The sequence below is a fragment of the Azotobacter bryophylli genome, assembly GCF_042643485.1.
Lineage (GTDB): Bacteria > Pseudomonadota > Gammaproteobacteria > Pseudomonadales > Pseudomonadaceae > Azotobacter > Azotobacter bryophylli.
The window spans coordinates 250,629-273,337 of the sequence record NZ_JBHRSJ010000034.1 but is presented as its reverse complement, the minus strand read 5'-3'; the positions used below and the strand labels follow the sequence as shown (position 1 = coordinate 273,337).

Annotated in this window: 22 protein-coding genes; 13 read left to right on the top strand and 9 right to left on the bottom strand. The window is 63.5% G+C overall.

The features are described from left to right. Positions 1 to 3 precede the first annotated feature (3 nt). From lptC to ACFOJE_RS17245, 8 genes are all read left to right on the top strand, one after another. Positions 4 to 579 carry an LPS export ABC transporter periplasmic protein LptC gene (gene lptC, locus ACFOJE_RS17280; protein WP_377815895.1) on the top strand — a complete coding sequence of 192 codons (576 nt, stop codon included), beginning with the start codon at positions 4 to 6 and terminating at the stop codon, positions 577 to 579. Next, the gene (gene lptA, locus ACFOJE_RS17275; protein ID WP_377815894.1) at positions 566 to 1,129 is read left to right on the top strand and encodes a lipopolysaccharide transport periplasmic protein LptA; all 564 of its coding nucleotides are present in this window, start codon (positions 566 to 568) and stop codon (positions 1,127 to 1,129) included. The genes lptC and lptA overlap by 14 nt, the downstream gene beginning before the upstream one ends. Continuing rightward, on the top strand, positions 1,129 to 1,854 hold the full coding sequence (gene lptB, locus ACFOJE_RS17270; protein WP_377815893.1) for an LPS export ABC transporter ATP-binding protein: 726 nt from the start codon (positions 1,129 to 1,131) through the stop codon (positions 1,852 to 1,854). The genes lptA and lptB overlap by 1 nt, the downstream gene beginning before the upstream one ends. A gap of 129 nt (positions 1,855 to 1,983) precedes the next feature. Beyond that, the gene (locus ACFOJE_RS17265) at positions 1,984 to 3,492 is read left to right on the top strand and encodes an RNA polymerase factor sigma-54 (RefSeq protein WP_377815892.1); all 1,509 of its coding nucleotides are present in this window, start codon (positions 1,984 to 1,986) and stop codon (positions 3,490 to 3,492) included. Between the two features lie 117 nt (positions 3,493 to 3,609). After that, the gene (gene hpf, locus ACFOJE_RS17260; protein WP_377815891.1) at positions 3,610 to 3,918 is read left to right on the top strand and encodes a ribosome hibernation-promoting factor, HPF/YfiA family; all 309 of its coding nucleotides are present in this window, start codon (positions 3,610 to 3,612) and stop codon (positions 3,916 to 3,918) included. Between the two features lie 11 nt (positions 3,919 to 3,929). Continuing rightward, the gene (gene ptsN, locus ACFOJE_RS17255; protein ID WP_377815890.1) at positions 3,930 to 4,394 is read left to right on the top strand and encodes a PTS IIA-like nitrogen regulatory protein PtsN; all 465 of its coding nucleotides are present in this window, start codon (positions 3,930 to 3,932) and stop codon (positions 4,392 to 4,394) included. A 90-nt stretch (positions 4,395 to 4,484) separates the two neighbouring features. Next, a complete protein-coding gene (gene rapZ, locus ACFOJE_RS17250) occupies positions 4,485 to 5,342 on the top strand; it encodes an RNase adapter RapZ (RefSeq protein WP_377815889.1) in 858 nt (285 codons plus the stop codon). Positions 5,343 to 5,357: 15 nt separating this feature from the next. After that, a complete protein-coding gene (locus tag ACFOJE_RS17245) occupies positions 5,358 to 5,630 on the top strand; it encodes an HPr family phosphocarrier protein (RefSeq protein WP_377815888.1) in 273 nt (90 codons plus the stop codon). Between the two features lie 50 nt (positions 5,631 to 5,680). On the opposite strand, the gene pmbA is transcribed toward ACFOJE_RS17245, so the two are convergent. Next, positions 5,681 to 7,027: a metalloprotease PmbA gene (pmbA, locus tag ACFOJE_RS17240; RefSeq protein WP_377815887.1), complete on the bottom strand. Its 1,347-nt coding sequence runs from the start codon at positions 7,025 to 7,027 to the stop codon at positions 5,681 to 5,683. A gap of 118 nt (positions 7,028 to 7,145) precedes the next feature. On the opposite strand from pmbA, the gene yjgA reads away from it, so the two are divergent. Continuing rightward, a complete protein-coding gene (yjgA, locus tag ACFOJE_RS17235) occupies positions 7,146 to 7,664 on the top strand; it encodes a ribosome biogenesis factor YjgA (protein ID WP_377815886.1) in 519 nt (172 codons plus the stop codon). A gap of 83 nt (positions 7,665 to 7,747) precedes the next feature. Here the strand turns inward: yjgA and tldD are convergent, their stop codons facing one another. The 8 genes from tldD to ACFOJE_RS17195 form a co-directional block, all read right to left on the bottom strand. Continuing rightward, on the bottom strand, positions 7,748 to 9,190 hold the full coding sequence (tldD, locus tag ACFOJE_RS17230) for a metalloprotease TldD (protein ID WP_377815885.1): 1,443 nt from the start codon (positions 9,188 to 9,190) through the stop codon (positions 7,748 to 7,750). A 2-nt stretch (positions 9,191 to 9,192) separates the two neighbouring features. Continuing rightward, positions 9,193 to 10,041, bottom strand: coding sequence for a carbon-nitrogen hydrolase family protein (locus ACFOJE_RS17225; protein WP_377815884.1), 849 nt, complete (start codon positions 10,039 to 10,041; stop codon positions 9,193 to 9,195). A gap of 80 nt (positions 10,042 to 10,121) precedes the next feature. Next, positions 10,122 to 13,964: a YhdP family protein gene (locus ACFOJE_RS17220; RefSeq protein ID WP_377815883.1), complete on the bottom strand. Its 3,843-nt coding sequence runs from the start codon at positions 13,962 to 13,964 to the stop codon at positions 10,122 to 10,124. Positions 13,965 to 13,973: 9 nt separating this feature from the next. Beyond that, positions 13,974 to 15,431: a ribonuclease G gene (gene rng / locus ACFOJE_RS17215; RefSeq protein WP_377815882.1), complete on the bottom strand. Its 1,458-nt coding sequence runs from the start codon at positions 15,429 to 15,431 to the stop codon at positions 13,974 to 13,976. A 51-nt stretch (positions 15,432 to 15,482) separates the two neighbouring features. Beyond that, positions 15,483 to 16,070: a Maf family protein gene (locus tag ACFOJE_RS17210; RefSeq protein ID WP_377815881.1), complete on the bottom strand. Its 588-nt coding sequence runs from the start codon at positions 16,068 to 16,070 to the stop codon at positions 15,483 to 15,485. A gap of 46 nt (positions 16,071 to 16,116) precedes the next feature. Further along, a complete protein-coding gene (gene mreD, locus ACFOJE_RS17205) occupies positions 16,117 to 16,605 on the bottom strand; it encodes a rod shape-determining protein MreD (protein ID WP_377815880.1) in 489 nt (162 codons plus the stop codon). Further along, entirely contained in the window at positions 16,602 to 17,546 is a 945-nt protein-coding gene (gene mreC / locus ACFOJE_RS17200; RefSeq protein WP_377816331.1) for a rod shape-determining protein MreC, read from the bottom strand. Before mreC ends, mreD begins: the two co-directional genes overlap by 4 nt. A 143-nt stretch (positions 17,547 to 17,689) precedes the next feature. After that, entirely contained in the window at positions 17,690 to 18,727 is a 1,038-nt protein-coding gene (locus tag ACFOJE_RS17195) for a rod shape-determining protein (protein ID WP_377815879.1), read from the bottom strand. A gap of 208 nt (positions 18,728 to 18,935) precedes the next feature. Here ACFOJE_RS17195 and gatC point away from each other — a divergent pair, with 208 nt between their 5' ends. From gatC to ACFOJE_RS17175, 4 genes are all read left to right on the top strand, one after another. Further along, the gene (gene gatC, locus ACFOJE_RS17190; protein ID WP_377815878.1) at positions 18,936 to 19,223 is read left to right on the top strand and encodes an Asp-tRNA(Asn)/Glu-tRNA(Gln) amidotransferase subunit GatC; all 288 of its coding nucleotides are present in this window, start codon (positions 18,936 to 18,938) and stop codon (positions 19,221 to 19,223) included. Between the two features lie 16 nt (positions 19,224 to 19,239). Then, positions 19,240 to 20,691: an Asp-tRNA(Asn)/Glu-tRNA(Gln) amidotransferase subunit GatA gene (gene gatA / locus ACFOJE_RS17185; RefSeq protein ID WP_377815877.1), complete on the top strand. Its 1,452-nt coding sequence runs from the start codon at positions 19,240 to 19,242 to the stop codon at positions 20,689 to 20,691. An 11-nt stretch (positions 20,692 to 20,702) separates the two neighbouring features. Beyond that, a complete protein-coding gene (gatB, locus tag ACFOJE_RS17180) occupies positions 20,703 to 22,151 on the top strand; it encodes an Asp-tRNA(Asn)/Glu-tRNA(Gln) amidotransferase subunit GatB (RefSeq protein ID WP_377815875.1) in 1,449 nt (482 codons plus the stop codon). A 183-nt stretch (positions 22,152 to 22,334) separates the two neighbouring features. Beyond that, positions 22,335 to 22,709: a septal ring lytic transglycosylase RlpA family protein gene (locus tag ACFOJE_RS17175; protein ID WP_377815873.1), complete on the top strand. Its 375-nt coding sequence runs from the start codon at positions 22,335 to 22,337 to the stop codon at positions 22,707 to 22,709.

The window sequence follows — 22,709 nt, the reverse complement described above, 5'->3', positions numbered from 1 at the left end:
ATCATGCTCCGCAGATTGCGTATTCCACTAACGCTTGTCGTCCTGACCGCCCTGCTGATTGCCTTGGGTTACTGGAATATCCGCCCCGAAAGCTTCATGAACAACGAAATTAATACCCCTCCTCGCGAGGACAATACTATCGACTTTTTCGTTATTCATGCCCACTCGGTACAATATCAGGCTGACGGCACGCCGAAGTATGAAATGACCACAGACAAGCTGGAGCATCTCAAAACCAGCGATATCACTCTGCTTACCCGTCCAGACCTGCTTCTCTTCCGCGGGACCGCATTACCTTGGCATGTGCAAAGCAAGCTTGGCGAAGTGAGCCCTCAAGGCAAAGAAGTAGAACTGATCGATGCGGTAAGAGTTGAGCGCTCCGATAGTAAAGGCCGCCCGAGCATCCTCACCACCAGCCGGCTGACCGTATTCCCAGAGAAGGATTACGCGCAGACCCAACAAGCAGTCATGATCGAGGCGGCCAATGGGGTAACCACGGCCAAAGGAATGAAAGCGTATCTGAATGACGGCAGGATGCACCTGCTGTCCAACATAAGAGGTCAGCATGAGGTTCGCTAACCGTTTCCCCCACGGGACTCTCCCTCTTCTGCTCAGCCTGTGCACCGGGCTCGGAGCCATGAATGCCTGGGCACTGCCCTCTGACGGCGACCAGCCGATTCGTGTGCAAGCAGATAGTGCCGAGCTCGACGATAAGCAGAATGTGGCGGTCTACCAGGGCGGCGTAGTCATCACCCAGGGCTCACGAAAGATCACTGGTGACAAGGTGACCGTTACCCAGGATGAAAATGGCGACATCAAGGTATTGACCTCCATCGGCAATCCTGCCTACTTCGAACATAAGCCCGCGGCCGATAAAGAAACCGTCAAGGCCTACGGAAAGACCATCCAGTATTTTGCCGACAATGAGCGGATAGTACTGATCGACCAAGCCAAGGTGATCCAGAACGGAAACACCTTCGAGGGCGAGAAGATCGTCTACGACACCCAGCGCCAGATCGTCAATGCCGGCCGAGCCACCGGGTCCAATGTGACGACTCCGAAGCCTAGGATCGACATGCTGATCCAGCCCAAGAAGAAGACACAGCCACAGCAGGGGCAAACACAGTAATGGCAGTCCTCAAAGCCCAGCATCTGGCCAAGAGCTATAAGAGTCGCCAGGTAGTTCGCGATGTCAGCCTCTCTATCGAGAGTGGGCAGATAGTCGGCCTGCTCGGTCCCAATGGTGCCGGCAAGACCACCAGCTTCTACATGATCGTCGGATTGGTTCGCGCCGACCAGGGTCGAGTCCTGATCGACCAGTTGGATGTGACCGACCTGCCGATGCACAAACGCGCTCGTGCCGGTATCGGCTACCTGCCCCAGGAAGCTTCGATCTTTCGCAAACTGTCGGTAGCCGACAACATCATGGCGATTCTCGAGACGCGCAAGGATCTGGACAGCACCGGGCGCCACCAGGCGCTCGAGTCTCTGCTTCAGGAGTTCCATATCACGCACATTCGCGACAGCCTCGGCATGAGCCTGTCCGGCGGGGAGCGGCGCCGAGTGGAGATCGCCCGCGCCCTGGCCACCGCTCCGAAGTTCATCCTTCTCGACGAACCCTTCGCCGGCGTCGACCCGATCTCGGTGGGCGATATCAAGCAGATCATTCATCATTTGAAGAACAGGGGTATCGGCGTTCTCATCACCGACCACAATGTCCGTGAAACGCTCGACATTTGTGAAACGGCCTATATCGTCAATGATGGACAATTGATTGCGGAAGGCGATGCTCAGACCATTCTTTCCAACCAACTGGTGAAGGAAGTCTATCTGGGCCACGAATTCCGTCTTTGATTCTTTCCGAGAAGAAAGGTAGGGCTAGGCAAATCCGTAAAAATAAGGCATATAACTTGCTAGATGGGCGCTTCGCCGCCTTGTAGTGGTTGACGCGCAAGCGTCGGCGCATACGGTGCTTCCTACAATATGAAACCATCGCTAGTCCTAAAAATGGGTCAGCAGCTGACGATGACCCCGCAGCTGCAACAAGCCATCCGCCTGCTTCAATTGTCGACCCTGGATCTTCAACAGGAGATCCAGGAGGCGTTGGACTCCAACCCGATGCTTGAGCAACAGGAAGCTGGCGACGATTACGACAACTCCGATCTGCCAGGCGACCAGAGCGGGCAGGGGTCCTCCGAAGCCGCACCGGAAGGCAGTTATTCGGACCTCTATGAGTCACCCTCGTCGACTGCCGGTAACGACCAGGAAGAAGGCGACTGGCACGAGCGCATCCCCAATGAGCTGCCGGTGGACACCGCCTGGGAAGACATCTATCAGACCAGCGCCAGCAACTTGCCGAGCAACGACGACGACGATTGGGATTTCACCGCCCGGACGTCCACCGGAGAGAGCCTGCAGAGCCATTTGCTCTGGCAGTTGAACCTGGCGCCGATGTCCGACACGGATCGCCTGATCGCCATCACCCTCATCGACAGCATCAACAGCGACGGCTATCTGGAGGGGGCACTGGAAGAGGTCCTCCAATCCCTCGACCCGGAGCTGGGTATCGAGCTCGACGAAGTCGAGATGGTTCTGCGCCGCATTCAACAGTTCGAGCCAGCCGGAGTCGCCGCTCGCGATCTAAGCGAATCGCTGCAATTGCAACTGAGACAGATGCCTGCCGATACGCCTTGGCTGAGCGAGGCGCAACGGCTGGCCAGGGACTATCTCGATCTGCTCGGCAACCATGATTTCAGCCAGTTGATGCGCCGCATGAAGCTCAAGGAAGAAGAGCTCCGCCCGGTCATCGAGCTGATCCAGAGCCTCAACCCACGCCCCGGCTCGCAGATCGAAGCCAGCGAGGCGGAATACATCGTTCCCGATGTCATAGTGCGCAAGCACAACGGCCGCTGGCTCGTAGAGCTCAACCAGGAAGCGATCCCCCGCCTGCGCATCAACCCGCAGTATGCCGGCTTCGTTCGTCGGGCCGATGCCAGCGCTGACAATACCTTCATGCGCAACCAGTTGCAGGAAGCACGCTGGTTCATCAAGAGCCTGCAGAGCCGCAACGAGACCCTTATGAAGGTTGCCACGCAGATCGTCGAGCACCAGCGCGGTTTCCTCGATTACGGCGAAGAAGCCATGAAGCCGTTGGTTCTGCACGACATCGCCGAAGCCGTGGGCATGCACGAGTCGACTATTTCCCGGGTGACCACCCAGAAATACATGCATACTCCGCGAGGCATCTACGAGCTCAAGTACTTTTTCTCCAGCCATGTCAGTACGGCGGAAGGTGGCGAGTGCTCGTCTACTGCAATACGTGCCATCATCAAAAAACTGGTCGCGGCGGAAAATCCGAAAAAGCCATTGAGCGACAGCAAGATCGCTGGTTTACTGGAAGAACAGGGCATACAAGTGGCGCGCCGCACTGTCGCCAAGTATCGCGAATCCCTCGGGATTGCCCCATCCAGCGAACGCAAGCGACTGATGTAACAGGGCTTGACCTGCCGAACGACTGCTCGGAGGCATTGACCTCCGACGGTCCATGCCAAGGTATATACCGGTAGCAGGCCCGCTAGCCTGTGTTAATAGCAATAAGGAGAAAGCGGTATGCAAGTCAACATCAGTGGACACCAACTGGATGTGACCGACCCCCTGCGCGACTATGTTGAGGAGAAACTCAGCCGGCTCGAACGCCATTTCGATCGCATCACCAACGTTCAGGTGATCATGTCGGTCGACAAGCTCAAGCAGAAAATCGAAGCCACTCTGCATGTCGCAGGTGGGGAAGTCGTGGCGAACGCTGAACATGATGACATGTACGCTGCAATCGACCTGCTCATCGACAAGCTCGACCGCCAGTTGATCAAGCACAAGGAAAAGCAGGTTGAGCGCCAGCAGGGCGCAACCGCTCGCTAACCCGATCCCCCATGATCCGACTAGAAAACATCCTAACCCCCGCACGCTCCCTGGTGAACGTGCCGGGGGGCAGCAAAAAACGAACGCTGGAATTCATCGCCAATCTGGTCGCGCGTGAAATTTCCGACCTGGATAGCAAGGCCATTTTCGAAAGCCTGGTTGCCCGGGAAAAGCTTGGCTCGACCGGCTTCGGCAACGGAATCGCCATTCCCCATTGTCGTCTTCCTGGCTGTCCCGCTCCGATCAGCGTTCTCCTGCGGTTGGATGCCCCCATCGACTTCGACGCCATCGATGGAGCACCGGTGGATCTGCTATTCGCCCTGCTGGTTCCGGAGGAGGCCACCGACGAGCATCTCCAACTCTTGCGTCAAATCGCCAGTATGCTCGACCGCAGCGAGATCCGAGAGCGCCTTCGCCATGCCCAGACCAGTGAAGCGCTGTACCAAGTGGTAGTGGACACGCAGAACGGTCAATAATCCTAGAGGAGCGTTGTTGGCTGTGAACGTCTATCCGGCAGCCAAGCATTTGGCCCTCGTCTCTCGTCGTATCGAAAGAAGAGCCTGAGCATGCGCGTGATCATCGTCAGTGGTCGTTCCGGCTCGGGCAAGAGCACTGCGCTCAATGTGCTCGAAGACAATGGCTTCTACTGCATAGACAACCTGCCGGCCGGTCTGCTTCCTGAACTGGCCGAACGTGCACTGCTGCATACTGAGCTGCTGCACCCGCAACTCGCCGTTTCCATCGATGCACGCAACCTGCCCAGCCAACTGAAACGCTTCCCAGAGCTGCTCGATGAGGTACGAGCGCGCTACATCGTCTGCGACCTGCTGTTCTTGGATTGCGATGACGAAACCTTGCTCAAGCGTTTTTCGGAAACCCGCCGACGTCATCCTCTGACCAACGAAAATCGCTCCCTGGCCGAAGCCATCCAGGATGAAAGCCGACTGCTAGCCCCGATCAGGGACTTGGCCGACTTGAAGATCGATACCACCCATCTCAATCTCTACCAATTGCGCGACACCCTAAAGCTAAGGCTGTTGCACAAGCCGGAACCGGGCACGGCGTTCCTGGTCGAATCGTTCGGCTTCAAGCGTGGCATGCCGGTGGACGCGGACTTGGTGTTCGATGTGCGCTGCCTACCCAATCCCTACTGGAAGCCCGATCTGCGCGACTTCTCAGGGCTGGATCAACCGGTCGTCGACTACTTGGCCGCTCAGCCTGATGTGGAAGAGATGTACCAGGATATCCATGCTTATCTGCAAAAGTGGCTGCCGCGATTTGCCGCCAGCAATCGCGCTTACGTCACGATCGCCATCGGCTGTACCGGCGGCCACCACAGATCGGTCTACCTGGCCGAACGGCTTGGGCAGGCGCTGAAGCAGTCGCTCAAGAACGTTCAGGTTCGCCACCGCGACCTTGGTTGAAGGATTGATTGCGCGATGCCTGCCTGCAAGGTCACCATCATCAACAAGCTCGGCCTCCACGCCCGAGCTGCGGCGAAGTTCGTCGGCCTTGCCGGGCGCTATCCCTGCACGGTGCGTATCGGCCGCGAACCGGAATGCCTGGTCGACGGCAAGAGCATCATGGCGGTGATGATGCTGGCTGCTGGCAAAGGCACGCCAATCCACCTACATACCGAGGGCGAGCAGGACGACGAAGCCCTGAATGCTCTGGTCGAACTGATCAACAACCGCTTCGACGAAGGGGAGTAGACGCAAGGGCAACCGATGCGTCTGCACCGGCTCGCCCGCTCTGATTGGTCTCAGCTGCCTGCCACCGTCATTCGCTCGATCAGCACCGAGCCCGTACGAATGTTGCTGCGTGTCTCCAGATCACTGCCTACCGCCACCACTTGCCGGAACATATCGCGCAGGTTGCCGGCTATGGTGACCTCCTGCACAGGAAACTGGATCTCACCGTTCTCCACCCAGAAACCACCCGCTCCGCGGGAGTAATCGCCGGTCACCAGATTCAGCCCCTGCCCCATCAGCTCCGTGACCAGCAATCCCCGCCCCATCCGCCGGATCAGGGCCGCCAGGTCTTCCTCACCATGGCTGACGAACAGGTTGTGCACCCCGCCGGCATTGGCCGTGCTGGGCATGTTCAGCTTGCGTCCCGAGTAGGTGCCCAGCGCATAGCGAAGCAACCGGCCATTTTCGACGAAATGCTTGGCATAGGTCGCCAGCCCGTCCGCATCGAATGCGGCACTCCCCAATGCCCGGGGAATGCGTGGTCGCTCGTCGAGACTCAGCCATTCGGGGAACAGCTGCTGGCCCAAAGTCCCCTCGAGGAACGAGGTGTGGCGATACAGATTGCCACCAGTAATGGCAGCGATGAAGTGGCCGAACAGACCCGTGGCCAGTTCGGCAGCGAACAGCACCGGCACCTCGCAGGTAGGTACGGGCCGCGCGCCCAGACGGCTCACCGCGCGCTCGGAGGCACGCCGCCCGATACTCTGCGGATCGGCCAGCGCCTCGCCCTGCCGGCTGACGTCGTACCAGTAATCGCGCTGCATCTGCCCCTCGCCCTCGGCGATCATCACGCAGCTCAGGCTGTGCCGGGTACTGGCATAGCCGCCGATGAAGCCATGGCTGTTGCCATAGACGCGACAGCCCTGATGGGAGTTCAGCGATGTGCCATCGGCATTCTTGATCCGCGGGTCGGCGGCGAATGCCGCCGCCTCGCACTCCAGCGCCCGCTCGATGGCCTGTTCGGGAGTGATTGACCAAGGATGGTAGAGATCCAGTTCGGGCAGTTCGCTGGGCATCAACGCGGCATCCGGGAGACCGGCGCAATCGTCTTCCGAGGCATGCTTGGCAATGGCCAGGGCAGCCGCCACGGTCTCCCGGATGGCATCCTCACCGGTCGCCGAGGTACTCGCCGAACCCTTGCGCTGACCGAGATACAGGGTGATGCCGAAACCCTGGTCGCGGTTGAACTCCACCGTCTCCACCTCGCCCCGACGGATCGAGGTGGATAACCCCTGCTCCATGGATACCGAAACCTCACAGGCAGTGGCGCCTTGCCGCCTGCTCTCCGCGAGGATTCGCTCGACCTTCGCCTGCAGCTCCGGCAACGCCTGCGGACCGACTTTGTCTGCTGAATTCATAACGACTCCTGAGTTGCAGCTATCGCCCTACCGGCTCATGCCCGACCTGCTATCGAGGCCCGAGCTTGCGGCCCGATGCTGCTGTTATCATGGCAGGAATTTCCACTGGAATACTGCCATGCCCGAATTTCACGACGACCTCTCCGGGGAGAAGAGCAAATCCCAGGTCAAGCGCGAGCTTCACGCCCTGCAGGATCTCGGCGAGCGTCTGACCACGCTCAAGCTTGAGCAACTGAATCGCCTGCCGCTGACCGACGCCTTGCGCCGCGCCCTGATCGATGCGCCGAAACACAGCGCGCATATCGCCCGCAAACGCCATCTCCAATACATCGGCAAACTGATGCGCGACCAAGATGTCGATGCCATTCACGCCCTGTTCGACCAGCTGGATACCTCGACCCGCCAGTACAACGAGCGCTTCCATGCATTGGAGCGCTGGCGCGATCGCCTGATCGAAGGCGGAGACGAAGCCCTGGAAGCCTTCGTCAACGACTATCCGGACACCGATCGCCAGCATCTGCGCGGCCTGATCCGTCATGCCCAGCATGAACTGGCCCACAACAAGGCTCCCAGCGCCGCCCGCAAGATCTTCAAGTACATCCGCGGACTCGACGAAGCCCAGCGCGGGCTGAGCTGATCCCCCGAGGATTCGCCCAGCGTCAATTACCAGCCGACGCACTTCCGTTCGTCGGCAATGCGACAACCGGACCTGGAAGGCACTCAGGCTCCGGTGCCGCCCACGGTGATCGCGTCGATCTTCAAGGTCGGCTGACCGACGCCCACAGGCACGGACTGCCCGTCCTTGCCGCAGGTGCCCACGCCGCTGTCCAGAGCCAGATCATTGCCGACCATGGAGACCCGGTTCATCACCTCCGGGCCATTGCCGATCAGGGTCGCGCCCTTCACCGGGGCCGTGATCCGGCCATCCTCGATCAGATAGGCCTCGCTGGTGGAGAACACGAACTTGCCGCTGGTGATATCGACCTGTCCGCCGCCGAGGCTGGCACAGAATAACCCCTTCTTCACCGAAGCGATGATTTCCGCCGGATCACTGTCGCCGGCCAGCATGTAGGTATTGGTCATGCGCGGCATCGGCAGGTGCGAATAGGATTCGCGCCGGCCGTTGCCGGTCGGCGAGACGCCCATCAGCCGGGCGTTCAGCTTGTCCTGCATGTAGCCCTTGAGGACGCCCTTCTCGATCAGGGTGGTGCACTGGGTCGGGGTGCCCTCGTCGTCAACGCTCAACGAGCCCCTGCGCCCGGCCAGAGTGCCGTCGTCGACGATGGTACAGAGGCTGGAGGCCACCCGCTCGCCGATCCGCCCGCTGTACGCGGAGCTGCCCTTGCGGTTGAAGTCCCCCTCCAGGCCGTGGCCGACGGCCTCGTGCAGCAGCACGCCGGACCAGCCTGGCCCGAGCACCACCGGCAGGGTGCCGGCCGGTGCCGGTACCGCCTCCAGATTGACCAGTGCCTGGCGCAGCGCCTCGCGGGCATAGCCCATGGCACGATCCTCTTCGAGGAAATAGCGGTAGTCGGTACGCCCGCCGCCGCCTTGTCCGCCGCGCTCGCGGCGACCGTTCTGCTCGACGATGACGCTGACGTTGAAACGCACCAGCGGACGCACATCCGCGCTCAAGCTACCGTCGCTGGCGGCGACCAAAATATGCTCCCAGGTCCCCGCCAGGCTCACGGTGACTTGCTTGATGCGGGGATCGAGCGCCCGGGTGGCAGCATCGATTCGCTTGAGCAGCTCCACCTTCTCGGCCCGGTCGATCACTTCCAAGGGATTGCTGCTGGTGTAGAGGCGCTGCACCTGGGGACTGGCGAAGGCCTGGACCCGCCCCTGCTTTCCGGCACGGGCGATCGAGCGCGCCGCCTGGGCAGCCTGACGCAGCGCCTCCTCGGTGATCGCATTGCTATAGGCGAAGCCGGTCTTGTCGCCGGACTGGGCCCTGACGCCCACGCCCTGATCGAGATGGAAACTGCCATCCTTGACGATGCCGTCCTCCAACAGCCAGGACTCCGACACCAGGCTCTGGAAGTACAGATCCGCCGCATCGATGCCCGGACCGGCCAGCTCGCCGAGCAACGCCGGCAGAGCGTCGAGATCCAGGCCACCGGGGCCCAGCAGCTGCTGGCTAACGGGTAACACCAACTCGCTCATAATCACTCCATTCTGGCCGGCCGCGGCACGGCCGGCACTGAGAATCGCCGATGTCGATGCACCGGCATACGCTGACGGATCGCAGTCTGCTCGCCCGGATCGCGGTTGGCCAGCAGAACGGCCTCGCCCTGTGCCTGCTCGGCCAGAATCCGCCCCCAGGGATCGACGATCGCCGAATGGCCGTAGGTCTCCCGCGGCCCCGGATGAGTGCCGCCCTGGCCAGCGGCCAGCAGATAGCATTGAGTCTCCAGAGCCCGGGCGCGCACCAGCACATGCCAGTGCGCGGCACCGGTCACCGCCGTGAAGGCCGAGGGCGCGCTGATGAGTTCCGCGCCGGCCTCGCGCAAGGCGCCATACAGTTCGGGAAAGCGAAGGTCGTAGCAGACGGTCAGCCCCAGGCGCCCGGCCGGGGTGTCCGCCACTACCACCCGTTCGCCATGGGCGTAGTCGTCCGACTCGCGGTAATGGCCACGGCTGTCCGCCACCTCTACATCGAACAGGTGCAGCTTGTCGTAGCGCGCCACCTGCTCGCCATGCTCGTCGAACAGCAGCGAACAGGCATGCGCCTTGGCCTGGGGACGTCCGGGCGGCGGCAACGGCAAGGTGCCGGCCACGATCCACAGGCCGAAGTCCCTCGCCGCCTGGCGCAGGCACGGCAGGATCGGCCCCTCGCCCAGGGCCTCGGCCCGCCCGAGGGCGGCGGCATCGCGCCGCCCCATGGCGGCGAAGTTCTCCGGCAGCACGGCCAGCCGTGCCCCACCGGCCGCCGCCTGCTCGAGCAGCCGCCGTGCCGTTGCGAGGTTCTCCAGCACATCGTCCTGACTGACCATCTGGATCACGGCGAGATTCATTCGGCTTCTCCGCTGCAGCTTTCCGTCAAAAGTCGCGCACTTCATCGCCCGCTGCAAGCACCATCATCCGATCGGGATCGTTAGAAGGGCTTGTCGTAGGTAATTTTAGGCTCCTGCCAAGAGCCCTCGACACGGTATTTGACGCTGGCGAAGCGTGAAACCCGGTTGCCGAGCAGCTTGTCGACCACGAACAGTGCGCCCCCGACCGCAGGCGCACCGACCAACAGGACAGCCATCACGTTGCTGCTGATCGGCAGGGTGACCCGTAACCTGGCGTCGATTCTGTTGCTCGGCAGGTCGAGGGTACCCTCCATCTCGATATCGTTCGACGGGCCCTCCATGGTGATAGGCGTGCGGGTGGCGAAAACGCCGTCATGACCGTCGAGCAGGCCCTTGACCTCGTCATAGCTCAATCCCCTGCCGAACAGGTCGGAAAAGTCCAGGCGCAGACGCCGCCCTATAGCGTCGAAATTGAGCAGGCCGAATACTCGCGCCGCAGAGCCATCCACCTCGAGGAACTGGCCCTTGCGCAAGCTGAAGTCGAGACTGCCGCTGTAGCGCTCGATATGCATCGCGGCCGGCGAACCCGGCCAGCGCCCGTCCACATCCACCCGGAATCGCTTGCTGGTCGTGGACGGAGCGAAGCCCCAGGCCTTCAGCACCGGGGCCAGATCGCCCCCTCTCACGCGCCCCTTGTACCAGCTGCTACCGGAGCCGGGCCGCCCCTCCCAGCCCGCGTTGCCGCTCACCCGAAGGCCCTTGAGGTCGAGATCCAGCTCGCTGAAACCGACGCCGTCGGTCGACGGGCGCGCCTTGAACGACCAGGCACCGATCTGTTCGGCTCCGCGCTGGAGGCTCTTGATCCTCACATCCAGCGGGGGAATCTGCCGCGGATCGATGCGCGCCAGCGGATCTCTGTACGGAGGCGTCCCCCCTTGCTCCGATACCGCCCCGGTCGATGCGGGCGGCTGAAGTACCAGGTACTCCAGGTCGGCATCGATCGGCTGGCTCTTGCCCTTCGGGACCAGGATCCGCCCCTTCGCCTGCGGGCTGTTCAGGTCGAGCTGCCACCCTCCGGAGGCCGGGGTCAGAATCGCCGAGAGCTGCGACAGGGTCAGGCCGCCCCCCTGAAAGTGCCCGATCTGCAACTCGGCACCACGCAACCAGGGAGGGGAGGCCTCGGCCTGCTGGCCGGAGCCTAGCGTCACCGGCGTCAGCGGCGCCAGCACCTCGCGCCAGGCGTCCCACTCCAGAGACTCCAGGCTGCCTCGCACCCAGAGGCCTTCGCTTACCGGCAGCTCCGCCTCTTGCCCGCCAAGGCGCAGCTCCGCACGCCCGCCGACCAGCTGCCCCTGCGGAGCGGCCATGGCCAGGCTAGCCAGATCGCCGTAGTCCAGCCGGTAGTGCCGTTCCGTAGACGTATCCAAGGTCATGCGGAAATGCGACTGGCGTGCGACCTGCTCCGGCTTGCCCAGAGGCTCCGGCAGATCGATCCGCAGCCCGCGCAGATCGGAATCGACCGTCAGCAGACTGTCCTGACCATCCAGGCTCAGATCCAGCCGGTAGGGCAGCTCGCCGCTCAGCGGCAAGGTCTGGGTCAGACTCAGCCACTCGCTCAGGGCGGGCCAGGACACCCTCCCCGTGGCCCGTATGCGCGTCAGCGGCTGGCCGTTGCTGCCTTCGGCGATAGCCTCGGCGCGTACCGGCTGGCCGAATATCTGGGCACGGGCATCCTTCGAGCTGAGTCCGCGAGCGATGTCGTAATCGAAATTCCCCTGCAGTTGCTCGAGTTGCAGCTTGGCCTGGGCGATCTTCAGGCGGGCACCCGAGGTGGTCAGCGCGATCTGGACGCCGAGCGGAGGCTGCCGCTCATCGCGGCGCAGGGGGATATCCAGGCTGAGCCCGCCCTTGAGCGCCCCCTCTCCCTCCCAACCGGCGAAAATGGCGGAAGCGCCTTTCAGCGGCGCCTCGCGCACGAACCTCAGCCCCTCGCCGATACTGCTGTCCAGCTCGCCCTTGAGCTGTAACCGCGGCAGCACGCCACGGCCCAGCGGAATATCCGCCTGTGCCGCAGTCACCTGGCTGTCTAGGATACGCCCGCTACTGAGCCTGACCCGAACGCCGCTATCCTCGACGAACACTTCGCCACGAGCCTCGCGCAGCCCGGGCCAGCCTTGCCGATAATCCAGCTCGGTCCCTTGAATCTTGAAGAACAGGCCGAGGCTGCGTGCAGTGTCCAGGGCCCCCTTGTTCAACGAGCCCTGGTAGAGAAAATAGCCTTCGTCGATCCGGCCGCTGCGGATCGCCGTCTTCAGCCAGCCCGCCAGATCCGGGGAAAGCGCGGTGGGCAGGTACTTCTCGGTATAGCTGGCATCGCCGTCGCGCATCCCGACCCGCAAGTCCATGTAATCTTCCTCAGCCGGATCGCGGCGCAGGCGGATCAGGAAATCGCCCGCCGCGTTGCCCTCCTCTCCCTGGGTCTGCAGGTAGGGAGCGATCAGCGTCACCGCCTCCTCGTCGACATGCCATAGCAGCCGACCGCCGACATGCCGGTAGTGCCAGGGGCGGGGAAACACATTGGCGAGATGCAGGACGGCATCCGGCGCATCCAAGCGTAATTCGCCGGCGCCGAGATCGCCGACCACGCTACCGCTGACGTTCTCCGCCGCCGGCACACCGCCGAAGGCATTGAAGGCCACCCGATCGAGATTGGCGGCGTAGCTCAGACGCGTGCTCGCACTCGCCTGTGGCTTGTAGAACAGCTCGATGTTGCGCAGGGTTCCCCGCGGCTGCAGCCCGGCCAGTAGGTTCGCGGCAGTTTTCGGCAACGGCGCCATGGCCTGCACAACGGAGGCGATGGGTGGTAGATGGAGACGGTCGGCGCTGATCGCCCACTGTTCTTCATGCAGGGCGGATGAAGCGCGGTGCTCCACCCCGACCTGCACCTCGCCCCAGCGGGTGGGCCCCAGCGTCGCGGCCAAGGAATCGAGCAGCACCCGGAAATCGGCGCCATTGCGCTGGAAGTAGCCGGTCACGGCGAGATCCTGCAGGTTGACCGGCGGCCGCTCGGCATAATTCCCCACCAGCTCCGGAGCATGGAGACGGATCACGCCTCGCTGCAATCCGGCGTCCGCCCAGGACAACCAGAGCTCGCCACCGGCTCGCAGCCGCTCGAGGTGCCAGTCGCGGGTCAGGGCGCGCGGCAACCAGGCGGCCCAATCGCTTTGCGGCAGGCTGAGATAGAACTCGGCCTGGCTCTGCAGCCAGTCCTGGGCATCCAGACGGGTACGCAAGCTCCAGCTCAGCGGCAGGCCATCGGGCAAGCGCAGGTGACCGTCCAGACGCTGCTGTCCCTCGGCGTTGGATAGACTCAGGTTGACCTGGGTGAGATTGAAAGGCGCCTGCCCATGGGGTTCGAGCGTCAGTTGACTGTCCAGCAACGACAGACTGGCGATCTGCTCCAGTCCCTTGAGGACCACGGACGGATCCTGGGGTTTCCGAGACTCCCGCGAAGGCAGCCCGACGAGGCTCCATTTCCCCTGCTCGTCCTCCCTCAGGCTGAGCTTCAGCCCCTCGAATTCCAAGCTGTCGATCCGTAGCCGACGGGCCAACAGGCTCTGCAGCAGATCCGGACGCATCCGTACGTGATCCAGACGCAAGGCACCGGCGCCCTCGCCCAGCAGCAGGTCGTGGGCCACCAGCAACGGCGAGAATCCCGCCCAGTCCCCCTCCAGGCTGCCAACGGAAACCGGCATGCCCAAGGTCTCCCGGGCCTGCGCCTCCAGATCCGGGCGGTACGCGGCGACCATCGGAACGAGCTCGCGACCGAGACTGACGTACAGCGCCAGCAGCATCAACGATAGAGCACAAAGCCCGAGCAGGCCGCGCAGGCAGCCCGCTAGCAGGCGGAAAAAACGCTGCATGACTAGGCCTTAAAGCAGAACGACATCGTACTGTTCCTGGGAATACATGCCCTCGACCTGAAATTTGATGGGACGCTGAATGAACGCCTCGAGATCGGCGACGTTGCCCGACTCCTCGTCGAGCAGGCGATCCACCACCTTCTGGTTGGCCAACACCAGGTAGCCCTCGGCCTGGTAAGCCCGTGCTTCGCGGAGTATCTCGCGGAAGATCTCGTAGCAGATGGTTTCCGGGGTCTTCAGCTTACCGCGGCCCTGGCAGCAACTACAGGGCTCGCAGAGCACCTGCTCGAGGCTCTCGCGGGTGCGCTTGCGGGTCATCTGCACCAAGCCCAGTTCGGTGATGCCGATGATGTTGGACTTGGCGTGGTCACGCTCCAGCTGCTTCTCCAGAGTGCGCAACACCTGGCGCTGATGATCCTCATCCTCCATGTCGATGAAGTCGATGATGATGATCCCGCCGAGATTACGCAGGCGAAGCTGGCGGGCGATGGCCGTGGCCGCCTCGAGGTTAGTCTTGAAGATCGTCTCTTCCAGGGTACGGTGACCGACGAAGGCCCCGGTGTTGACGTCGATGGTGGTCATCGCCTCGGCCGGGTCGACAATCAGGTAGCCGCCGGACTTCAGCATCACCTTACGTTCCAGCGCCTTCTGGATTTCATCCTCGACGCCGTAGAGATCGAAGATCGGCCGCTCGCCGGGATAATGTTCGAGCCGATCGGCAATCTCCGGCATCAGCTCCGCGACGAATTGCGAAACTCTCTGGAAGGTCTCCCGGGAATCGATCCGGATCTTCTCGATCCGCGGACTGACCAGATCGCGCAGGGTGCGCAGGGCCAGACTGAGGTCTTCGTAGATAACCGCCGGTGCGGAGACCGTCTGCATCTGCCCGGCGATTTGGGTCCAGAGGCGGCGCAGATAGCGGATATCCACCAGGATCTCGTCGGCCCCGGCACCTTCGGCTGCGGTGCGCAGAATGAACCCGCCTTCGTTCTCGATGCCCTCGGCGGCCACGCAGTCGGCTACCACCTTCTTCAGGCGCTCGCGTTCGGCCTCGTCCTCGATTTTCAGGGAAATGCCCACATGGCTGGTACGCGGCATGTAGACCAGATAGCGCGAGGGGATCGACAGGTGGGTGGTCAGGCGGGCGCCCTTGCTGCCGATCGGATCCTTGGTGACCTGCACCACCAGACTCTGCCCTTCATGCACCAGGGCGCTGATGTTCTCCACCCCGCTGCCTTCGCGACCGGAAATCTCCGAGGCGTGGATGAAGGCTGCCCGCTCCAGGCCGATATCGACGAAGGCCGCCTGCATGCCCGGCAGCACCCGCACCACCTTGCCCTTGTAGATGTTGCCGACGATGCCGCGGCGCAGGGTGCGCTCGACGTGCACTTCCTGCAGCACCCCGTTCTCCACCACCGCCACGCGCGATTCCATCGGCGTGATATTGATCAGAATCTCTTCGCTCATCGCATGTTCCCGCTCGGGCTACAGCCCCCTGTTCACCCTTCGAGCACCTCGTCATTTAGGTTGCCAGAACGGGATACCGAATTCTGTCAGCAAATGCGCAGTCTCGCACAACGGCAAGCCGACCACCGCCGAATAACTGCCCTGCAGATGACGCACGAATACCGCGGCGAAGCCCTGGATCGCGTAGCCGCCGGCCTTATCCGCCGGTTCGCCGGTATCCCAGTAGGCACCGGCCTCGACGGCATCGACCGGGCGGAAGCCGACCCGGCTGGAAACGGTCCGCGCTTCGCTGTGCTGCACACTGGCCAAAGCCACTGCGGTGAGCACCTCGTGCTCGCGTCCGCCGAGGGACTGCAGCATGGCGATGCACTCCTCGCGACTCGCGGGCTTGCCGAGAATACGGCCGTCCAGCACCACGGTGGTATCGGCGCCGAGCACCACGGCCTGCTCGTCGGCCCCCAGAGTGGCCAGCCCGGCCGCCGCCTTGGCCCGGGCCAGACGTTCCACGTAGGCAGCCGGCGTCTCGTCGGGCAAGGGAGTCTCGTCGACCGAGGTCATGAGGGAAACGAAGGGCACGCCGATCTGTGCGAGCAGCTCGCGCCGACGGGGAGAGCCAGAGGCCAGGTAAAGGGTGGTCATACAACTTCTCCCCGCCCGGGTGCCACGATATTCATGGCGGACCCGGCTAATTGACGTTGAGGCGCAGGCGCAGACCGCGCAGCGCCGTGAACACCCAGGGCCAGAGCAGAGCGCTGACCAGAGCCGGCAGCAGGAACGCCAGCGTTGGAGGACGGTTGCCGGTCAGTGCATTGAGCCACAGCTGCACCAACTGGGCCAGACCGAAGACGACCAGGATCACCAGACTCTGCTGCCATGGCGGAAAAACGCGTATGCGCTGCTGCAGCGACATGACCAGGAAGGCGATCAGGGTAAGGGTCAGGGCGTGCTGACCGAGCAGAACCCCATAGAGCACGTCCATCGCCAAGCCCAGCAACCAGATCACGGTCATGCTGACCCTGTGCGGCAGGGCGAGAATCCAATAGGTGACGCACATTGCCAGCCACAGCGGACGACCGACCTCCATAAAGCTTGGCATAGGCGCCACGCTGAGCAATAAACCGACGAGATAGCTGGCCCAGATCACCCAGAGGTTGTGCGCTCCGGTCGGACTCATCGACGCGGCCCCTGGACTTGCGCCGGTGGCTCGGGCTTGGCCGGGGCGGCGGCCCGCTCCGGAGTCGGCGTAGGTGGCACGACCGGAGCTGCCCCCTGCTCGGCGGCCTTGCGATCCAGCGCCTCCTGGGCCTGGGCTGCCTCGCTGGCACGTTGCTCGGCGGTGCGCGGATCGCTGAACACCAGCAGCATGTAGCGGGTCCGGTTCAGCGCAGCGGTCGGTACGGCACGCACAATGGCGAAGGGCTGACCCGAGTCGTGGATCACCTCCTTGACGATGGCCACCGGATAGCCGGAAGGGAAACGCTGCCCCATGCCCGAACTGACCAGCAGGTCGCCCTCCTTGATGTCGGCGGTATCGGCCACATGGCGCAATTCGAGGCTTTCCGGATTGCCGGTGCCCACGGCGATGGCACGCAAGCCGTTGCGATTGACCTGGATCGGGATGCTGTGAGTGGTATCGGTGAGCAGCAGCACTCGCGCCGAGTAAGGCATCACCTCCACCACCTGCCCCATCAGGCCGCGCGCATCGAGCACCGGCTGGCCGATGAACACGCCGTCGCGCTCGCCCTTGTCGATGAGGATGCGATGGGTGAAAGGATTGGGATCGACGCCGATCAGCTCGCTGACCAGAACCCGCTCGTCCACCAGGGCGGCGGAGTTGAGCAACTCGCGCAGGCGCACGTTCTGCTCGGTGAGGGTCGCCAGCTTCTGCAGCCGGCGCTGCATCAAGAGAGCCTCGGCCTTGAGCTTCTCGTTCTCGGCGAGCAGCTCGCTGCGGCTGGTGAACTGCTGGTTGATCCCCTCCCACAGTCGCACCGGTAGATCGGTCACCCAGTAGAACGGCGTCAGCAGCAGCCCCAGTTGGCTACGTACCGGTTTGAAGGTATCGAAACGGGCGTCCACCACCATCAGCGCGACCGAGAGAACGGCCAGCACCAGCAGGCGAGCCACGAGCGACGGCCCTTTGCTGAAAAGCAGTTTGATAGCGAGATCCTCACCGCCGCGGGCCTCGAGGCGCCAGCGGCCTACCTAACCAGCGCCGCGCCTAGAGTCCGGAACGATTCGTGGCTGGCACCTATGGCTCACTCGGTCGAGAGCAGATCCATGCTCTGCCGATCGATCATCTCCAGCGCGCGGCCACAGCCGCGTGCCACGCAGGTCAGCGGGTCCTCGGCGACGATCACCGGCAACCCGGTTTCCTGGGCCAGCAGCTTGTCCAGGTCGCGCAGCAGGGCGCCGCCGCCGGTCAGCACCAGGCCACGCTCGGCGATGTCGGCAGCCAGCTCGGGTGGAGACTGCTCGAGGGCGCTCTTGACCGCCTGAACGATGGTTGCCAGGGATTCCTGTAGGGCGTCCAGCACTTCGGTGGAGTTGAGGGTGAAACTGCGCGGCACGCCCTCGGCCAGGTTCCGCCCACGTACATCGACCTCGCGAACTTCGCTGGCCGGCCAGGCGGTACCGATTTCCTGCTTGATGCGCTCGGCGGTGGCCTCGCCGATCAGGCTGCCATAATTGCGCCGAACGTAGGTGACGATGGCCTCGTCGAAACGGTCGCCGCCGACCCGCACGGACTCGGCATAGACCACGCCGTTCAGGGAGATCAGGGCGATCTCCGTGGTGCCGCCGCCGATATCGACGACCATCGAACCATGCGCCTCGTCGACCGGCAGGCCGGCGCCGATTGCCGCCGCCATCGGCTCCTCGATCAGAAATACTTCGCGGGCGCCGGCGCCGAGGGCCGACTCGCGGATCGCCCGGCGCTCGACCTGGGTCGACTTGCAGGGCACGCAGATCAGGACACGCGGGCTCGGCTGCAGGAAACTGCTCTCATGCACTTTATTGATAAAATACTGCAGCATCTTCTCGCAGACGCTAAAGTCGGCGATCACGCCGTCTTTCATCGGTCGAATGGCGTTGATGTTGCCCGGGGTTCTTCCCAGCATGCGTTTGGCTTCGGCACCGACCGCAACGACGCTCTTCTGGTTGCCATGGGTACGGATGGCAACCACGGATGGCTCGTTCAAAACTATGCCGCGATCCCGCACATAGATAAGGGTATTGGCCGTCCCCAGGTCGATAGACAGATCGCTGGAAAACATGCCACGGAGTTTCTTGAGCATTAAGGGAACCCTGAGGCAAAGCATGGGTAAAAAAGTGCGCAAACTCTAACAATGGCAGGGATTTTGGGCAAGGCGCGCTCTGTGATAAATTGCCGGTTTTCCCAGGCCGTTAGGCCCACAAACGCGGCCTTCGACCGCCTGCTCGGGACCTGGTTCCAAGCCCCTTTCACCCGCGGTCGCCCGCCCGCTTTTCCTGGAGAAATCCCCGATGGCGCTTGAACGCTCCGACGTGGAAAAGATCGCCCATTTGGCCCGCCTGGGCCTCGACGAAGCCGACATTCCACGCACCACCGAAACCCTCAACAACATTCTCGGCCTGATCGACCAGATGCAGGCCGTCGGCACTCAGGGTATCGAGCCGCTGGCCCACCCGCTGGAGGCCACCCAGCGCCTGCGCGCCGACGTGGTCAGCGAAACCAATCAACGCGATGCCTATCAGGCCATCGCTCCGGCCGTGGAAAACGGCCTGTACCTCGTGCCGAAAGTCATCGAATAAAAGGAAAGGGTTTCCCATGCATCAACTGACCCTGGCCGAAACCGCCCGTGCGCTGGCCGCCAAGGAATTTTCCGCCGTCGAGCTGACCCGCGGCCTACTAGCGCGCATCCGGCAGCTCGACCCGCAACTCAACAGTTTCATCACCGTCACCGAGGAACCGGCCCTGGCCCAGGCCGCGGCGGCCGACGCCCGCCGTGCCGCCGGCGAGAACGGCGCCCTGCTCGGCGCGCCGCTCGCCCACAAGGACCTGTTCTGCACCAAGGGCGTGCTGACCACCTGCGCTTCGAAGATCCTCGCCAACTTCCAGGCGCCCTACGATGCCACCGTGGTAGAGAAGCTGGCGGCCGCCGGTGCGGTCAGCCTCGGCAAGCTGAACATGGACGAATTCGCCATGGGCTCGGCCAGCGAGTCCAGCCACTTCGGCGCGGTGAAGAACCCCTGGGACACCTCTCGCGTGGCGGGCGGCTCCTCCGGCGGCTCGGCCGCCGCGGTGGCCGCCCGACTGATTTCGGCGGCCACCGGCACCGACACCGGCGGCTCGATTCGCCAGCCGGCGGCGCTGACCAACCTCACCGGGATCAAGCCGACTTACGGCCGCGTGTCGCGCTGGGGCATGATCGCCTACGCCTCCAGCCTCGACCAGGGCGGCCCGCTGGCTCGCACCGCCGAGGATTGCGCCCTGCTGCTCGGCACCATGGCCGGCTTCGATCCGAAGGATTCCACCTGCGTCGACGCCCCGGTGGACGACTACCTGGCCATGCTCAACCAGCCGCTGGCCGGCCTGCGCATCGGCCTGCCCAAGGAATACTTCGGCGAGGGTCTAGATGCGCGCATCGCCGAGAAGGTATTGGCGGTGGTCGAGGAGCTGAAGAAGCTCGGCGCCACGGTGAAGGACATCTCGCTGCCGAACATGCAGCACGCCATCCCGGCCTACTACGTGATCGCTCCGGCGGAAGCCAGCTCCAACCTGTCGCGCTTCGACGGCGTGCGCTTCGGTTACCGCTGCGAAAACCCGGTCAACCTCGAGGACCTATACAAGCGCTCTCGCGGCGAGGGCTTCGGTGCCGAGGTCAAGCGGCGCATCATGGTCGGCACCTACGCGCTGTCGGCCGGCTACTACGACGCCTACTACCTGAAGGCGCAGAAGATCCGCCGACTGATCAAGAACGACTTCGTGCAGGCGTTCAGCGAGGTCGACGTGATCCTCGGCCCGACCACCCCCAACCCGGCGTGGAAGCTCGGCGAGAAGAGCGCCGATCCGGTGTCGGCCTACCTGGAAGACATCTACACCATCACCGCCAACCTCGCCGGCATCCCCGGCCTGTCCATGCCGGCCGGCTTCGTCGACGGCCTGCCGGTGGGCGTGCAGCTGTTGGCGCCGTATTTCCAGGAAGCGCGTCTGCTCAACGTGGCGCACCAGTACCAGCAGGTGAGCGACTGGCACACCCGCACCCCGGCCGGATTCTGAGGACGACACACATGCAATGGGAAACCGTGATCGGGCTGGAAATCCACGCCCAGCTCAGCACCCGCTCGAAGATCTTCTCCGGCAGCGCCACCACCTTCGGCGCCGAGCCGAACACCCAGGCCAGCCTGGTCGACCTCGGCATGCCCGGCACCCTGCCGGTACTCAATGAAGAAGCCGTGCGCATGGCAGTGAAGTTCGGCCTGGCGATCGACGCCGAACTGGGCCGCACCAACGTGTTCGCGCGCAAGAACTACTTCTACCCGGACCTGCCCAAGGGCTACCAGACCAGCCAGATGGACCACCCGGTGGTCGGCAAGGGCCACCTGGACATCACCCTGGAAGACGGCACGGTCAAGCGCATCGGCATCACCCGCGCGCATCTGGAAGAGGACGCCGGCAAGAGCCTGCACGAAGACTTCCACGGCATGTCCGGGATCGACCTCAACCGCGCCGGCACCCCGCTGCTGGAGATCGTCTCCGAGCCGGACATCCGCTCGGCCAAGGAAGCGGTCGCCTACGTCAAGGCAATCCACGCGCTGGTGCGTTATCTCGGCATCTGCGACGGCAACATGGCCGAAGGCTCGCTGCGCTGCGACTGCAACGTCTCGGTGCGCCCCAAGGGCCAGGAAGCCTTCGGCACCCGCGCCGAGATCAAGAACGTCAACTCGTTCCGCTTCATCGAGAAGGCGATCAACCACGAAATCCAGCGGCAGATCGAGCTGATCGAGGACGGCGGCAAGGTGGTGCAGGAAACCCGCCTGTACGACCCGAACAAGGACGAGACCCGCTCGATGCGCGGCAAGGAAGAGGCCAACGACTATCGCTACTTCCCCTGCCCCGACCTGCTGCCGGTGGTGCTGGAGGACTGCTTCATCGAGCAGGTGCGCGACGAGCTGCCCGAGCTGCCCAACGAGAAGCGCGCGCGCTTCGAGAGCCAGTACGGCCTGTCCGCCTACGACGCCAGCGTATTGAGCGCCAGCCGCGAGATGGCCGAGTACTTCGAGGCCGTGCAGGCCGCCTGCGGCGACGCCAAGCTGGCCGCCAACTGGGTGATGGGCGAGCTCTCCAGCCTGCTCAACAAGGACGGCCTGGAGATCGAGCAGTCGCCGGTGTCCGCCGACCAGCTCGGCGGGCTGATCCTGCGTATCAAGGACAACACCATCTCCGGCAAGATCGCCAAGATGGTGTTCGAGGCGCTGGCCGAGGGCTCCGGCGACCCCGCCGATGCCATCATCGAGGCCAAGGGTCTCAAGCAGGTCACCGACAGCGGCGCCATCGAGGCGATGCTCAAGGAAGTGCTGGATGCCAACGCCGCCCAGGTCGAGCAGTACCGTGCCAGCGACGAGGCCAAGCGCGGCAAGATGTTCGGCTTCTTCGTCGGTCAGGCCATGAAGGCCTCCAAGGGCAAGGCCAACCCAGGCCAGGTCAACGAGCTGCTGAAGAAGCTGCTCGAAGGCTGAGCGAAAACGGACGACGCCGGCCTTGCCCCCGGCGAACGCCTGGCACGCAAGTACCAGCTAGCGGAAAGCCATACCAAGATGGCAACATGACGCCCGCCGGACGGCGCCGAGCTGCGATGCGGCACCGTCCGGGGGAACGCCCGGCTGCAACGACCCTGCGTTCCCTTGACTCATGGAGGCGTCATGCAACGCTGGTTGATCCTCGCTCTTCTCGCCCTGCTCGCCGGCTGCGCCGGTCAGCGGACCGCCACCGATGCCGGCGACTACCGCGCCGAAGGCAAGGCGTCCTGGTACGGCACCCGCCATCATGGCAAGCGCACCGCCAGCGGCGAGCGCTTCGACAAGAACGCCCTCACCGCCGCCCACCGGACCCTGCCGTTCGGCTCCCGCGTGCGGGTCACCAACCTGCGCAACCGGCGTAGCGTGGTGGTGCGCATCAACGATCGCGGCCCCCACGGGCGCGGGCGCCTGATCGATCTTTCCCACCGGGCCGCCCGCGAACTGGGCATGCTCGGCACCGGCGTGGTCCCAGTGCGCGTGGAAGGCATCCGCAACTGA